At 74.3% G+C, this 13,214-nt stretch carries 10 protein-coding genes; 4 read left to right on the top strand and 6 right to left on the bottom strand.

Going from position 1 to position 13,214, the window contains the following annotated elements:
• Positions 1 to 34: 34 nt before the first annotated feature.
• Both EDD29_RS10500 and EDD29_RS10495 read right to left on the bottom strand, forming a co-directional pair.
• Complete coding sequence (locus EDD29_RS10500) at positions 35 to 1,309, bottom strand: lysine N(6)-hydroxylase/L-ornithine N(5)-oxygenase family protein (RefSeq protein WP_123664212.1); 1,275 nt, start codon at positions 1,307 to 1,309, stop codon at positions 35 to 37.
• A gap of 140 nt (positions 1,310 to 1,449) precedes the next feature.
• Positions 1,450 to 2,310: an SDR family oxidoreductase gene (locus tag EDD29_RS10495; RefSeq protein ID WP_123664211.1), complete on the bottom strand. Its 861-nt coding sequence runs from the start codon at positions 2,308 to 2,310 to the stop codon at positions 1,450 to 1,452.
• Between the two features lie 110 nt (positions 2,311 to 2,420).
• Between EDD29_RS10495 and EDD29_RS10490 the strand changes: the two genes are divergently transcribed.
• A complete protein-coding gene (locus EDD29_RS10490; RefSeq protein WP_246052677.1) occupies positions 2,421 to 3,710 on the top strand; it encodes a TIGR04013 family B12-binding domain/radical SAM domain-containing protein in 1,290 nt (429 codons plus the stop codon).
• A gap of 22 nt (positions 3,711 to 3,732) precedes the next feature.
• Here EDD29_RS10490 and EDD29_RS10485 read toward each other — a convergent pair whose 3' ends face one another.
• The 4 genes from EDD29_RS10485 to EDD29_RS10470 form a co-directional block, all read right to left on the bottom strand.
• Positions 3,733 to 4,188 (bottom strand): nuclear transport factor 2 family protein, encoded by a 456-nt coding sequence (locus EDD29_RS10485; RefSeq protein WP_123664209.1) that lies wholly within the window; start codon positions 4,186 to 4,188, stop codon positions 3,733 to 3,735.
• Between the two features lie 138 nt (positions 4,189 to 4,326).
• The gene (locus tag EDD29_RS10480; RefSeq protein WP_123664208.1) at positions 4,327 to 5,364 is read right to left on the bottom strand and encodes an acyl-CoA dehydrogenase family protein; all 1,038 of its coding nucleotides are present in this window, start codon (positions 5,362 to 5,364) and stop codon (positions 4,327 to 4,329) included.
• Positions 5,361 to 6,530, bottom strand: coding sequence for an acyl-CoA dehydrogenase family protein (locus EDD29_RS10475; protein WP_123664207.1), 1,170 nt, complete (start codon positions 6,528 to 6,530; stop codon positions 5,361 to 5,363). The genes EDD29_RS10480 and EDD29_RS10475 overlap by 4 nt, the downstream gene beginning before the upstream one ends.
• 57 nt (positions 6,531 to 6,587) lie before the next feature.
• Entirely contained in the window at positions 6,588 to 7,466 is an 879-nt protein-coding gene (locus EDD29_RS10470; protein ID WP_123664206.1) for an alpha/beta hydrolase, read from the bottom strand.
• A 99-nt stretch (positions 7,467 to 7,565) separates the two neighbouring features.
• Between EDD29_RS10470 and EDD29_RS10465 the strand changes: the two genes are divergently transcribed.
• The 3 genes from EDD29_RS10465 (at position 7,566) to EDD29_RS10455 (ending at position 13,181) form a co-directional block, all read left to right on the top strand.
• Positions 7,566 to 8,642, top strand: coding sequence for a calcium:cation antiporter (locus EDD29_RS10465; RefSeq protein WP_123664205.1), 1,077 nt, complete (start codon positions 7,566 to 7,568; stop codon positions 8,640 to 8,642).
• A 115-nt stretch (positions 8,643 to 8,757) separates the two neighbouring features.
• Positions 8,758 to 9,603 carry a hypothetical protein gene (locus EDD29_RS45375; RefSeq protein ID WP_170201350.1) on the top strand — a complete coding sequence of 282 codons (846 nt, stop codon included), beginning with the start codon at positions 8,758 to 8,760 and terminating at the stop codon, positions 9,601 to 9,603.
• 650 nt (positions 9,604 to 10,253) lie between these two features.
• Complete coding sequence (locus EDD29_RS10455) at positions 10,254 to 13,181, top strand: AfsR/SARP family transcriptional regulator (RefSeq protein WP_170201349.1); 2,928 nt, start codon at positions 10,254 to 10,256, stop codon at positions 13,179 to 13,181.
• Positions 13,182 to 13,214 lie beyond the last annotated feature (33 nt).

Below are 13,214 nucleotides of genomic sequence, written 5' to 3'. Positions count from 1 at the left end.
GGGCACGCGGCCCGTCCGTCGCGAGGAGTCCGGGTCAGACCGTCACGAGCCGCCGGGCGCGCACGAGGGACTGCACGATCTCCCCGGCCCGCACCGCGGTGTTGGACAGCAGGGTCGAGCCGAGCCCGTGCGTCCGCTCGGTCGCGCCCTGGAGGTAGATGCCGCAGCGCACCTCGGGGGCGGTGGCGATGCGGTAGTCGCGGGCGATGTCCGGGCCTCCGTCGGGGCGCCGCACGCAGTGGGCGGCGAGGTCGCCGAGCATGCCGAGGGGGTCGCGGCTGCGGTAGCCGGTCGCGCAGACCAGGGCGTCGGCTTCCAGGACGGTCCGCTCACCCGTAGGCAGGTACTCCACCAGCGCGCTGACGCCGTCGGCGTGCTCGGTGAGGTCCAGGACCCGCGAGACGTTGAGGATGCGGAGCCGCTCCTTGCCCTGCACCTTCTCCTGGTAGACGCGCCGGTACAGCTCGTCGATGAGGTCGAGGTCGACGACGGAGTAGTTGGTGGACCCGTGGTAGTCCAGCAGCATCCGCTTCACGTCCTCGGGCGCGTAGTGGAAGTGGTCCACCGCGGCCGGGTCGAAGATGCGGTTGGCGAAGCTGCTGTCGTCGGCCGGGGTGTAGCCGTACTTGGCGAAGACCGCGCACACCTCGGTGTCGGGGTAGGACTGGTGCAGGTGGTCGACGACCTCCGCGCCGCTCTGCCCCGCGCCCAGCACCAGCAGCCTGCGCGGGCCGCGCAGCCCGGGCAGGCGGCGCAGCAGCTCGTGGCTGTGCCACACCCGGTCGCCCAGCGCGATCCCGGCGGGCACGGCGGGCTCGAGCCCGGTGGCGATCACCAGGTTGCGGGCCCGGCGCACCACGGTCTCGCCGTCCTTGGTGGCCACGATCTCGCACGCCACCACGGCGCCGTCCTCGACGACGGGCCGGACCGCGAGCACCTCGGTCCCGTACTCCACCTGGTCGGTGAATCTCGCGGCCGCCCACTCGAGGTAGTCGTGGAACTCCAACCGCGACGGGAACATCGTCTTGTGGTTGATGAAGTCGACGAGCCTGCCGCGCTCCTTCAGGTAGTGCAGGAAGCTGAAGGAGCTCGACGGGTTCCGCATCGTCGCGAGGTCCTTGAGGAACGAGACCTGCATCGTGGTGCCCTCGATGAGCATGCCGCGATGCCAGCCGAACGCGGGCTGCCGCTCGAGGAAGACCGCGTCGAGGTCACCGCCCTCTTCGCGCAAGGCGATCGCCAGAGCGAGGTTGGAGGGACCGAAACCGATCCCCACCAGGTCGTGGACATGCTCTGCGGTGCTGGTCATGGGCGCCCTTTCACACGAGCCGGCGAAAAATGAACTTAGGTAAGCCTTACGAAGGTAAGCCTTACCTACATTCGCCGTCCAGACCGGGGCCCCAGAAGACCGCCCGCCTTCCTCGCCCGGCGCGGCCGCGCCCCGGCGCGTCAGCGCTTCTCGTCGGCCGCCCCGCCCGCGCCGACCAGGCGGTTCTTCCCGCTCGCGGCCGCCCACTTCTCGTCGAAGCCCGCGAGCATCTTGCCCGCCTGGCTCGTCACGATCGCGGGGATGAGCGGGCGCATGTAGCGCAGCCCCGGCAGCCACCACTGGCCGTACACCTGCGGACGGCGCCGCAGGATCCCCGCGACGAGGCGGTCGACGGTCGGGGCCAGCGGGTAGGTCTTGCCGGTCGGCCACGGCATCTGGGCGCGCAGCTCGCCGAGCGCCTTGTCCTCGTCGGCGCCGCGGACCATGTCGGTGTCGGTCCAGCTGAGGTAGCCGACGCCCACGCCGACGCCGTAGCGGGCGACCTCCGCGCGCAGGGAGTGCGCGAACGCCTCCACGCCCGCCTTGCTGGCGCAGTAGGCCGCCATCATCGGCGCGGCCGTCAGCGCGGCGAGGGACGCGACCTGGAAGAAGTAGCCCTTCGACCGGCGCAGCGCGGGCAGGAAGGCGCGCGCGGTCGTGACGCTGCCGATGAGGTTCACCTGGATGACGCGGTTGAACGTGGCCGGGTCCGACAGCTCCACGGGGCCGCCCGTGGCGATGCCCGCGTTGGCGACGACCACGTCCACCCGGCCGAAGCGCTCGACCACCTCGGCGGCGACCGCGACCATCGCCGCGTCGTCGGTGACGTCGGCCTTCCAGGACTCCGCGCCGTTCCCGCACTTCTCGGCGACCCGGGCCAGCTCCTCCGGCTCCAGCCCGACCAGGGCCAGCCGGAAGCCCTTCCCGGCGAGCCTGAGCGCGATCAGCTCACCCAGCCCGCGGGCCGCGCCCGTCACCACCGCCACCTTTGCGCCGCTCATGCCGCCTCCGCGTTTCTCCGGTTCTGACTGGGACGGTCCGGATCTTAGACGATCCGTCTAGTAAGCGCCAGACCCGGTCCGCGCGGCGGATGCCGGTACCCTGCGTGGCTATGGAAGTGACCGTGGTGGCCCGGTACCGCAAAGCGGTGACGTACGGGATTCACGCCCTGCTCGCGGCCCTCGAGGAGTCCGGCGAGTCCTGCACGCTGCGCTACGGCACGAGCCCGGAGGAGACCGCCGGGCACATCGCCGCGGCCGCGGGCACCCGGGTCCTCGTGCTGTGGTCGTTCTACTCCCCCGACGCCGCGGCGATGACCGCCGAACTCGCCGCCGTCCGCGCCCTCGCCGACGGCCCCGACGTGCTGCACATCGCGGGCGGCGTCCACGCCACGGCCGAGCCGCAGCACGTCCTGGACTCCGGCTGGGACCTCGCGGGGATCGGCGAAGGCGAGTCCACGATCGTCTCCCTCGTCGCCGCCCTGCGCGCGGACACGCCCCTGCGCGACGTGCCGGGCCTGGCCCTGCGCGACCACGACGGCGTCGCCCTGCGCACCCGTCCCGCGCCCCAGCTCCCCCTGGACGCCCACCGGTCCTTCCCCGCCGTGCGCCGGCACGTCGGCCCGATCGAGCTCACCCGCGGATGCCGGTACGCCTGCCGCTTCTGCCAGACGCCGTTCATGTTCGGCGGGCAGTTCCGGCACCGGTCGGTCGAGAGCGTCCGCGCGCATGTGCGGCAGATGCGCGTGTTCGGGCTCAAGGACGTCAGGTTCATCACGCCCACGTCGCTGTCCTACGGGACGCCGGGGCCGGACGCCGATCTGGCCAAGGTCGAGGAGCTGCTGTCGGGGGTGCGCGAGGAGCTTCCGGACGACGGGCGCATCTTCTTCGGCAGCTTCCCGTCCGAGGTGCGGCCCGAGCACGTCACGCCCGAGGCGATGGTGCTGCTGCGGCGGTACGTGAACAACGACAACATCATCATCGGCGCGCAGTCCGGCTCCGACAAGATCCTCGCCGCCTCCGGGCGCGGCCATGGCGCCGGACCCGTCCGGGACGCCGTCCGCATCGCCGTCGAGCACGGGTTCCGGGTCAATGTGGACTTCATGTTCGGCATGCCCGGCGAGGACGCGGCCGACCAGGCCGACTCCCTCAGGCTCGCCGAGGACCTCGTGGACCTCGGCGCGCGCATCCACACGCACACCTTCATGCCGCTGCCCGGCACGCCCTGGCGCGACGCCGACCCGGCCTTCATCCCCGTCCAGACGATGAAGCGGCTCGACACGCTCGCCCAGCGCGGCGAGGCGTACGGGCACTGGCGCAAGCAGGCCGAGCACTCCGCCCGGCTCGCCGAGACCGCCCGCGCCTACCCGCGCCGGACCAGGCGCCGCCGCGTCGAGGAGTAGCCCCGCCGGGCGGCGCCGTGGCTCAGTGGAAGACGCGCCAGGTCTGCTCCACGACGAGTTCGCGGCTGCGCCAGCCGGACGGGGTGCGCTCCATCCGGTGGTGGTAGTAGCCGCCGCCCTGGATGAGGCCCTGGGTGTGCCGGCCGCCGAGCGCCTCGCGGGACGGGGCGAGGGTGTCGGTGAACGCCACGGTGACGCCCGCGAACGCGGGTTCGTCCCGGTCGCCGTCGAAGGCGATCGCGGGCGGGCCGAGCAGGTGGAGCCGGCCGGGGAAGGCCGGGAGCACCTCGCTCAGCCACCCGCGCACCTCGGCGAGGCCGCCCTTGGCGCCGCCCGTCGCGGTGTAGTCCAGGACCGCGTCGGGGGCGAAGACCGTGTCGAGGAGCGACCATCTGCCGGTGTCCACGGCGAGGCCGTAGCGGGCCAGCAGGTCCGCGATCTCCATCCGGTCGAGCAGCTGGAGTGTCTGATCGGTCATCGAGAGGGCACCTCCGTGCGCCGGGGAAGGCCGCCGTACGGGACGGCGGTCGCGCCACCGGGAATCGTGCCACGCCGGGTCCGGCGCACGGTAGGTCCCCTCGAAGGACGACGCCGCGATCCGCTCAGAGCGGACGCGTCACAGCGGCAGGTCGACCAGCTCGGCGAGGGTCGCCCGGTGCCTGTGCGGCGCGCCCAGCGCCAGCGACAGGGCCTTGGCGCGCTTCAGCCACAGGTGCGCCGGGGCCTCCCAGGTGAAGCCGATGCCGCCGTGCAGCTGCACGCACTCCTCGGCGGCGCGCAGCGCGGCCTCCGAGCAGTGCGACTGGGCCACGGCGGCCGCCACCGCGAGGTCCGGATCCCCGGTCGCCGCGCAGGACGCCGCGTAGCGGGCCGCCGCGCGGGCCTGCGCGACGGTCAGCCACAGGTCGGCCAGCCGGTGCTTGACGGCCTGGTAGGAGCCGATCGGACGGGCGAACTGGTGCCGTGTCTTCACGTACTCGACCGTCGTCTCCAGGCACTGCTCGGCCACGCCCAGCTGCTCGGAGGCCAGGAGGGCGGCCCCGATCGTCCAGGCCCTCCCTGCGGTCTCGGGGCCCGCGACGCGCCTTCCGGACGCGCCGGTGAAGTCCAGGTCGGCGAGCGGCCTGGTCTGGTCGAGGCTGACGACCGGGGTGACCGAGACGTCCGACGCGTCGTAGGCGTACAGGCCGTCCTCCTCGGGGAGCAGGAGGACGTCGGCGGTGACGGCGTCGGCCACGCCCGCCACCACCGGGCCCTGCGGCCCCGGCCTGTGCGCGCCGAAGGGCACCGCGAGCGTCACGACCCGCTCGCCGGAGGCCGCGGCCTCCAGCAGCGCGGGATCGTCGCCCTCCAGCAGCGCCGCGACGCCGAGGACCGCCGAGCCGAAGTACGGGACGGGCGCGGCGGCCCGGCCCAGCTCCTCCAGCACGACCGCGACCTCGCGCCAGGACGCGCCCGCCCCGCCCTTGTCCTCGGGCACCGCCAGGCCGGCGGTGCCCAGCCCGGCCGCCACGACCTTCCACAGGCCCGAGTAAGCGGTCTCGCCGCTCTCGGTCCAGGCCAGCACCTGCTGCCAGTCCGCCCGCTCCCGCAGCGCGCGGCGCACCCCGGAGCGCAGCTCCTCTTCCAGCTCGCTGTAAAGCAGGTCGCTCATCGGGGCAGGTCCTTCCAGGGGATGTCCTTGTCGACGCGGTGCTCGCCGGGCAGGCCCAGCACGCGCTCGGCGATGATGTTGCGCAGGATCTCCGAGGTGCCGCCCTCGATGGAGTTGCCCTTGGCCCGCAGGTACCGGTAGCCGGGGCCGCGGCCCGCGAAGTCGACGCTGTCGGGACGGCGCATGGTCCACTCGTCGTACCGCAGGCCCTCCTCGGCCAGCAGTTCGACCTCGAAGTCGGTCGTCGCCTGGTTCAGCTCGCCGAACGCCAGCTTCATGCCGCTGCCCTCAGGGCCCGGCTTGCCCGCGGCGAGCGACTGGCTGAGGCGCCGCGCCGTCTGCCGGGTCACCTCCGCCTTCACCCACAGCGACAGCAGCCGGTCGTGCGCGCCGGGCGAGCGCAGCTCGGGGCGCTCCCGCCACGCCTCGGCGACGAGGCCGAGCACACCGCTCTCGCGCGGCACGGCCTGGCCGCCGATCGAGACACGCTCGCTCATCAGCGTCGTGTTGGCGACCATCCAGCCCGCGCCGACGTCCCCGAGCCGATCGGTGTCGGGGATGTGGGCGTCGGTCATGAAGACCTCGTTGAACTCCGCCTCGCCGGTGATCTGGCGGAGCGGGCGCACCTCCACGCCGGGCTGGTGCATGTCCAGGACGAAGTAGGACAGACCACGGTGCTTGGGCACGTCCGGGTCGGTGCGCGCGACGAGCAGCGCCCACCGCGCCTTGTGCGCCATCGAGTTCCAGACCTTCTGCCCGTTGACGATCCAGCCGTCGCCGTCGCGGACCGCGCGGGTCGCCAGGCCGGCCAGGTCCGAGCCCGCGCCGGGCTCGGAGAACAGCTGGCACCAGAGGTCCTCACCGGTCCACAGCGGGCGCAGCCACCGCTCGCGCTGCTCCTCGGTGCCGACCGCCAGGATCGTCGGCGCGGCCATGCCGAGGCCGATCGGGTTGACGTCGGGCCGGTTCGACGGCGTGCCCTTGAAGGCCGCCTCCACCTGCCGCTGCGCCTCCCGCGGCAGGCCGAGGCCGCCGTGCCCTTCGGGGAAGTGCACCCACGCCAGCCCCGCGTCGTACCGGGCCCGCAGGAACTCCAGGGGCTCCATCGCGGCCGGATCGTGGTCGGCCAGGAACCTCGTCAGAAGCTCGTCCAGAACTTGTGCCATGCCCAGCAAACTGCCACGTAAGTGACCACTTGCGCAAGGCCGGATGTGAGGTCCGTCTCAGCTGTTCAGCGCCTCGCCGAGGAACCGCACGGTGTCGGGCAGGACCCGCCTCCAGTAGCCGCCGGTGTGCAGGCCGAGGTCGAACTCGGCGACGTCGGCCCGAGCCCGGTGGGCCATCCGCCGCGCGGGCTCGGTGAACGGGTCCTCGGTGCCGCACCACACGCCGAGCCTCCCCGCGATCTTGCCCTCCGGCCCTTTCAGCGGTTCCTCCGCAGCCCACGACGCGGCGTCGGGATAGGCGGCGACGGACTTGGTGGCGGCGTAGGTCGGGAACAGGGCGGGCGACAGCACCGCCACGGCCTCCGGCGCCCTGCGCCGGGCCATCCGGAGCGCGCCCGCGCCGCCCATCGAGACGCCCAGCAGCCCCGACGGCACCGCGAACCCCCGCAGCGCGATCCACCGCGGCAGCTCCTGGAACACCATCGCCTCCGGGTCGTCCCCCGGATGCTTGCCGTACCAGTAGGTGTCGGAGCCCCCGTCGACCGCGACGACCGCGAACGGCGGCACCCCCTCCCGCACCGCCGCGGTGAGGAACTGCGGCAGCCCCAGGGAGACCCAGAAGGACGCCCTGGCGGTCGCGCCGTGCAGGGCGAGCACCACAGGCAGACCCTTGGCTTCGACGCCCTCCGGGACCATCGTCACCACTTCCACCTCGGTGCCCCGGGCCACCGACCTGCGGCGGAACGTCTCCACGGTCCCCGGCGGGACGTTCGGGACCGTTCCGTCCTTGCCCGTCATGCCGAGCGCCTTGCGCAGCCGCGCCCGCCCCGGCAGCAGCCCGTGGTCCACCGCGGCGAATCCCCCCGCGCCCAGAGCCGCGGCCCCGAGCGCGCCCGCGGTTCCCCCGGCGAGCACCGCCCTTCTGCTGATGCGCATCAATACCCCCGTATCCGAACTTCGGGGACAGAGCGTTTCACACAATGATCATCCCGGGTAGGCCGACTGCATCCCCTCACGTCGCAGAAGGGGGCCGTCTTGAAGACCTGGACCACGGCACTGCCGGTCCTCGCGGTCATCGCCCTGATCTTCACGCTCGGCCGGCAGCCCCCCGGGATCGTCGTCGTCATCGTCGCGCTGCTGCTGGCCGGGGCCGTCCTCGCCGCCGTGCACCACGCCGAGGTCATCGCGCACCGGGTCGGCGAGCCGTTCGGGTCGCTCGTCCTCGCCGTCGCGGTGACCGTCATCGAGGTCGCCCTGATCGTCAGCGTCATGCTCTCCAGCGGGGAGAAGGGCGCCTACCTGGCCCGCGACACGGTCTTCGCCGCGGTGATGATCACCTGCAACGGGATCGTCGGCATCTCCCTGTGGGTGACCGCCCACCGCCGCAACCTGGCGCACTTCCAGCCCGGCGGGACCGGCGGCATGCTCGCCATCGTCACCGCGCTGGTCACCCTCACCATGGTGCTGCCGACCTTCACCACGACCGCGGCGGGCCCGCGCTTCACCACCGCGCAGCTCATCTTCGCCGCGGTCGTCTCCTGCTTCCTGTACGGCCTGCACGTCTTCACCCAGACCGTCCGGCACCGCGACTACTTCCTGCCGATCACCAAGGAGGGCGCGCTCCTCGAGGACGACTCCCACGCCGACCCCCCGACGAACGGCGAGACCCTCTACAGCCTCGCCCTCCTCATGGTCGCGCTCGTCGCCGTCGTCGGGCTGGCCAAGGTCGAGTCGCCCGTCATCGAGCGGGGCGTGCAGGCGCTCGGCATGCCGCACGCCGTCGTCGGCGTCGTCATCGCCCTGCTGGTGCTGCTGCCCGAGACCATCGCCGCGGTCCGGGCCGCGCGGCTCGGCCGCACCCAGACCAGCCTGAACCTCGCGCTCGGCTCGGCCAACGCCAGCATCGGGCTGACGATCCCGGTCATCGCGCTCGCGTCCTTCATCGTGCCCGGCGACCTCGTGCTCGGGCTCGGGCCCACCCAGCTCGTGCTGCTCGTCCTCACCGTCGCCGTGTCCACCCTCACCATCGTCCCCGGCAAGGCGAGCGTCCTCCAGGGCGGCGTCCACCTGGCCGTCTTCGCCTCGTTCCTCTTCCTCACCGTGATCCCGTAGCCGGTTCCGGCCCGCCGATACCCGACACGCCGTCCCATCTGATCCAGTAGGCTGACCTTTGTCCGAGGATCGGCCGCCCCCGCGGCCTGGCAGGCTCGAAGGCGGACCACATCCCATGCGCGCAGGCGCGGCGCTCTTCTTCCTCGCGGCCACGGCGGCCGCGTTCCCCGGCGCAGCCGTGCAGGCCGCGCCCGGCGACGGGGTCCTCGTCGTCCACACCACCTTCACCACCGCGGATCCCACGCGCGGCGAGGACGTCCACGGCCAGGTCTGGGTGGCCGCCACCGGCGGGGCCGCCACCAACGCGACCCTGACCTTCTCCGCGACGCCCAACACCGGCGTCGGCCTGGAGGCGGTCTGCACCCGGACGGCGCAGGGCTACTGCAAGCTCGGCGACGTCGACGCCGCGGGCACGTCGATCCCGTTCACGCTCCGGGTCAAGGCGGGCGCGTCCAGGCTGACCGTGACGGTCGGGGCCTTCGCCCGCGCCGACGGCAGCGAGTCCGTCGGGGAGTACACCAAGGTCGCCTTCGCGCGCACGCCGCCGAAGACGCAGAGCCCCGAGGCCACCCCGACCACGGCCTCCCCCACCCCCACCGCGTCCGCCACCACCACCGCGCCCTCGGTCCCGGCGGCCGTCCCCGCGCCCGGCACGACGGTCCTCGTCCCGCCCGTCACGACGCCCGGCGCGACCGACCCCGGCGCCGGCCTGCCCCAGGTCGCCCCGACCCCGTCGGCCGCGCTCCCCGGCTACGCCGTCCCCTCTTCCACCGAAGAGGCGCTCCCCGCCACCGAGCTGACCGGCGCGAACGACGTCTCCCCCCTCCTGGCCCTCGGCCAGAGCGTCTGGCTCGGCGTCCTCCTGGCCGCCTGCACCCTCGCCTCCGCCGCCGCCATCAGACGCGGCGCCCGCATCAGGCACGCCGCCCCCACCTCCGGCCCCCGCCGCCGCAAACCCTGACCGCCTCGGCCACCCCGCACCCGAACCCACAGCCTGCGGCCACCCCAACGCCCTCAGGGTCCGGACCACCCGGGCAGGCCCCCGGCCCGCCCAGGAAGCGACCCCTCGCACAGCACGGGCAGGCCCCTCCCTCCCCGGCCGGGAAGCACACGCATGCAGTGCGCTCAGACGGGCCCACCAGCGCTCTTCGGCAGTCCGGGATCACCAGGACCACGGCCTCACGGACCGGCCGCCCCGCAAGTCTCGGCTCGGCCCGGCGCCGGATGATCCGCCCATGCGCCGCCGTCCCCGGAGCCTCCGAGGCCCACCACCGCGCCGCCCCACCCTGCACCCCGCCCCCGAGCTCAGACCACCGCCCTACGACCCACGACAAGGGCCGACCCGCACGACGGACATCTCCTCGGGCGCTTCGGTGTCGTCCGCGCCGCCGGGGCCACGGCCTCGCAGTCCCGCACGCCGCGACAGCACGCCTGAAGCCCGACGATCGACGCATGCGGTCCGGCGCCCCGGGGTCGTCGGGGTTCACGCCGTCCAGGGCCGCGCCGTCCTGCTCGGGAGGCGGTGGCGTCCGCGAGTGGGCCGGGCGGGTTCGTACGCTGCGTGGATCGTGACCGGATCTGCCGGACCGGCTTATGGCGGAGAATCACCCTATGCGTTTCGGCATTCTGGGGGTCGTTGAAGCTCGCGACGGGGCGGGGCACATCGTCGCGCTCGGAGGGCCCGGGGTTCGGGCGCTGCTGGGGGTGCTGCTGCTGGAGGCGGGGCGGGTCGTGCCCGCCGAGGCGCTGATCGACGCGCTGTACGGGGAGGAGCCGCCGGAGAGCGCGGCCAACGCGCTCCAGGCGCGGGTGTCGCGGCTGCGCCGCGCGCTTGAGGGGACGGCCGAGATCGCGCGGGTGCCCGGCGGCTACCGGCTCGCGGTCGAGCCCGGCGACGTCGACGCGCACCACTTCCGCGCCCTGCTCGGCGAGGCGTCCGGGCTGCCGCCGGCCGACCGGCTCCCGCTGCTCGACCGGGCGCTGGCGCTGTGGCGCGGACCCGCGCTCGCCGACGTCCCCGCGCTGCGCGGCCACGCCGCCGCGCTGGAGGAGGCGAGGGCCTCGGCCGTCGAAGAGCGCGGGGCCGCCCTGCTCGCCGTCGGCCTCGCCGCCGAAGCCGTCGCGCCCCTGCGCGCGCTGGTGCGGGCGGAGCCTTTGCGGGAGCGCGCGCGGGCGCTGCTCATGCGCGCGCTGTACGGCGCCGGAAGGCAGGGCGAGGCCCTTGAGGTCTTCGACGAAGGCCGCAGGATCCTCGCCGACGAGCTGGGCGCCGACCCGTCGGCCGAACTGGCCGCGGCGCACCTGGAGATCCTCCGGGCCGTCCCCGTCCCGGCGGCCGCGCCCGCGCCCGCCGCCGACCGGGCCGCCCCGAGGCTGCCCGCCCGGCTCACCAGCCTCGTCGGCCGCGACGCCGACCTCGTCCGGGTCGCCGAACTCCTCGGCGACCATCGGCTGCTGACGCTCCTCGGCACGGGCGGGACCGGCAAGACGCGCCTCGCCGTGGAGGTCGCCGACCGGAGCGGGGGTTTCGCGGTGTTCGCCGACCTCGTCCCGGTACCCGCCGGAGCCGACCGGGACGTCGTCGCCCTCGCCGTCGGCAACGCGCTCGGGCTCCGCGAGGTCGGCGTCCGGCCCTCCGGAGAGCGCGCCGACCCCGTCGAACGGCTGCGCCGGGAACTCGACGGCCGGGCCGCGCTGCTCATCCTCGACAACTGCGAACACGTCGTCGACGGCGCCGCCGGCCTCGCCGCCCGGCTCCTCGCCGACCTTCCCGACCTGCGGATCCTCGCCACGAGCCGGGAGCCCCTCAGCGTCACCGGGGAGACGCTGTGGCCGGTCCGGCAGCTCGCGGTGCCCGCGGCGGACGACGCGGACGCGGCCCGCGCACCGGCCATCCGGCTGTTCGCCGACCGCGCCGCCGCCGTCCGGCCCGGATACTCGGTGACCGGGGACGATCTCCCCCATGCCGTGGCGATCTGCTCGGCACTCGACGGCATGCCGCTGGCGATCGAGCTCGCCGCCGCCCGGATGCGCGCGCTGAGCGCCGCGGAGGTGGCCGCCGGGCTCGGCGACAGGTTCGCGCTGCTGTCGCGCGGCGACAGGTCCAAGAACCCCCGGCACCGCAGCCTGCGCGCCGTCGTCGAGTGGAGCTGGGACCTCCTGACGCCCGAGGAGCGCCGGCTGGCCTGGCGGCTCACCGTCTTCTCCGGCGGCTTCCGCGAGGCCGACGCCCGCGCCGTCTGCGGCGCCGACCCCGAGGTCCTCTTCGACCTCGCGGACAAATCCCTCATAGCGCGCGGGCCCGACGGCCGGTACTCCATCCTGGAGACGATCAGCGCGTTCTGCGCGGAGCATCTCGCCGCGTCCGGGGAGGAGCCCGGGCTGCGCCGCGCGCACGCGGCGCACTTCCTCGGCCTCGCCGACACCGCCTACCCCGGCCTGCTCGGCCGCGACCAGCTCGACCGGCTCGCGCTGCTGCGCGCCGAACACGGCAACCTGCACGCGGCGCTGCGCTTCGCCGTCCGCACCGACGCCGTCCTCGGGATGCGGCTCGTCGGCGCGCTCTCCGGCTACTGGTGGCTGCGCGGGCTGCACGCCGAGGGCACCGCGGCGGCACGGGAACTCCTCACCGGGACGGTGGAGGCGCCGCCCGGCCTCGAGGAGGAATGGGCCGCCTGCGTCGCGCTGGTCGCGATGAACGGCCGGCCGCCCGCGCCGTCGGCCGAGCTGATGCGCCGCGCCGACGTGATCATGCGGCGCATCTCCGGCGCGGTACGCCGGCCGTTCCTTCTCGCGCTGTGGGCGATCGCGGCGGGACCGCCCGACGACCACGCCGAGCAGGTCGAGCTGCACCGGTCGGGGGGCGCCTTCGCCGACCCCTGGTCGCGCGCCCTCATGGACCTCGGCGACGGCATGATGCATCTGTTCAACGGCGACCCCGTCGCGGCGCAGCCGCCGCTGAAGGCCGCTCTGGAGGGTTTCACCGAGGTCGGCGAGCGCTGGGGCATGGCGACGTCGCGGGACACCCTGTCGATCACCGTCGAGCTGGCCGGGGACTTCGAAGGCGCGCTCGCGCTCCTCGACAGCGCCCTCGAACTCGTGCGCGAACTCGACTCGCACTCCGAGACCGGCGACCTCCTGCTGCGCCGCGCCGACATCCTCCTGCGCCTCGGCCGCACCGAGGAGGCGGCCCGCTGCTACGACGAGGCCGAGGCGCAGGCGCGGCGCGCCGGGATGCCCGCCACCCTCACCGACCTCCACCGCGGCCGCGGCGACCTCGCCGCCGCCCTGGGCCGCTGGCCGGAGGCCGAACGCCGCTACCACGCCGCCCTGGCCGCCCCCGCCTCCACCTGGCACTCCCAGCGAAGCCGCGCCGAATCCCTCTACGGCCTGGCCCGCGCCGCCGAGGTCCGCGGCGACCTCACCGCCGCCCTCACCCACGCCCGCCAGGCCCTCACCGCCGCCGCCACCCACCCCATGTCCCGCTACCTCACCCCGTCGATCCGAACCCTCCTCACCCGCCTGCCCCCGCTCTCCTGACCCGCCACCGGGCGTCGGGGACACCCAAGGCGG

The organism is Actinocorallia herbida (genome assembly GCF_003751225.1).
Taxonomy (GTDB): Bacteria; Actinomycetota; Actinomycetes; order Streptosporangiales; family Streptosporangiaceae; genus Actinocorallia; species Actinocorallia herbida.
Note: the sequence above shows the minus strand (reverse complement) of the source record. Positions and strands in the feature narration are given on the sequence as shown.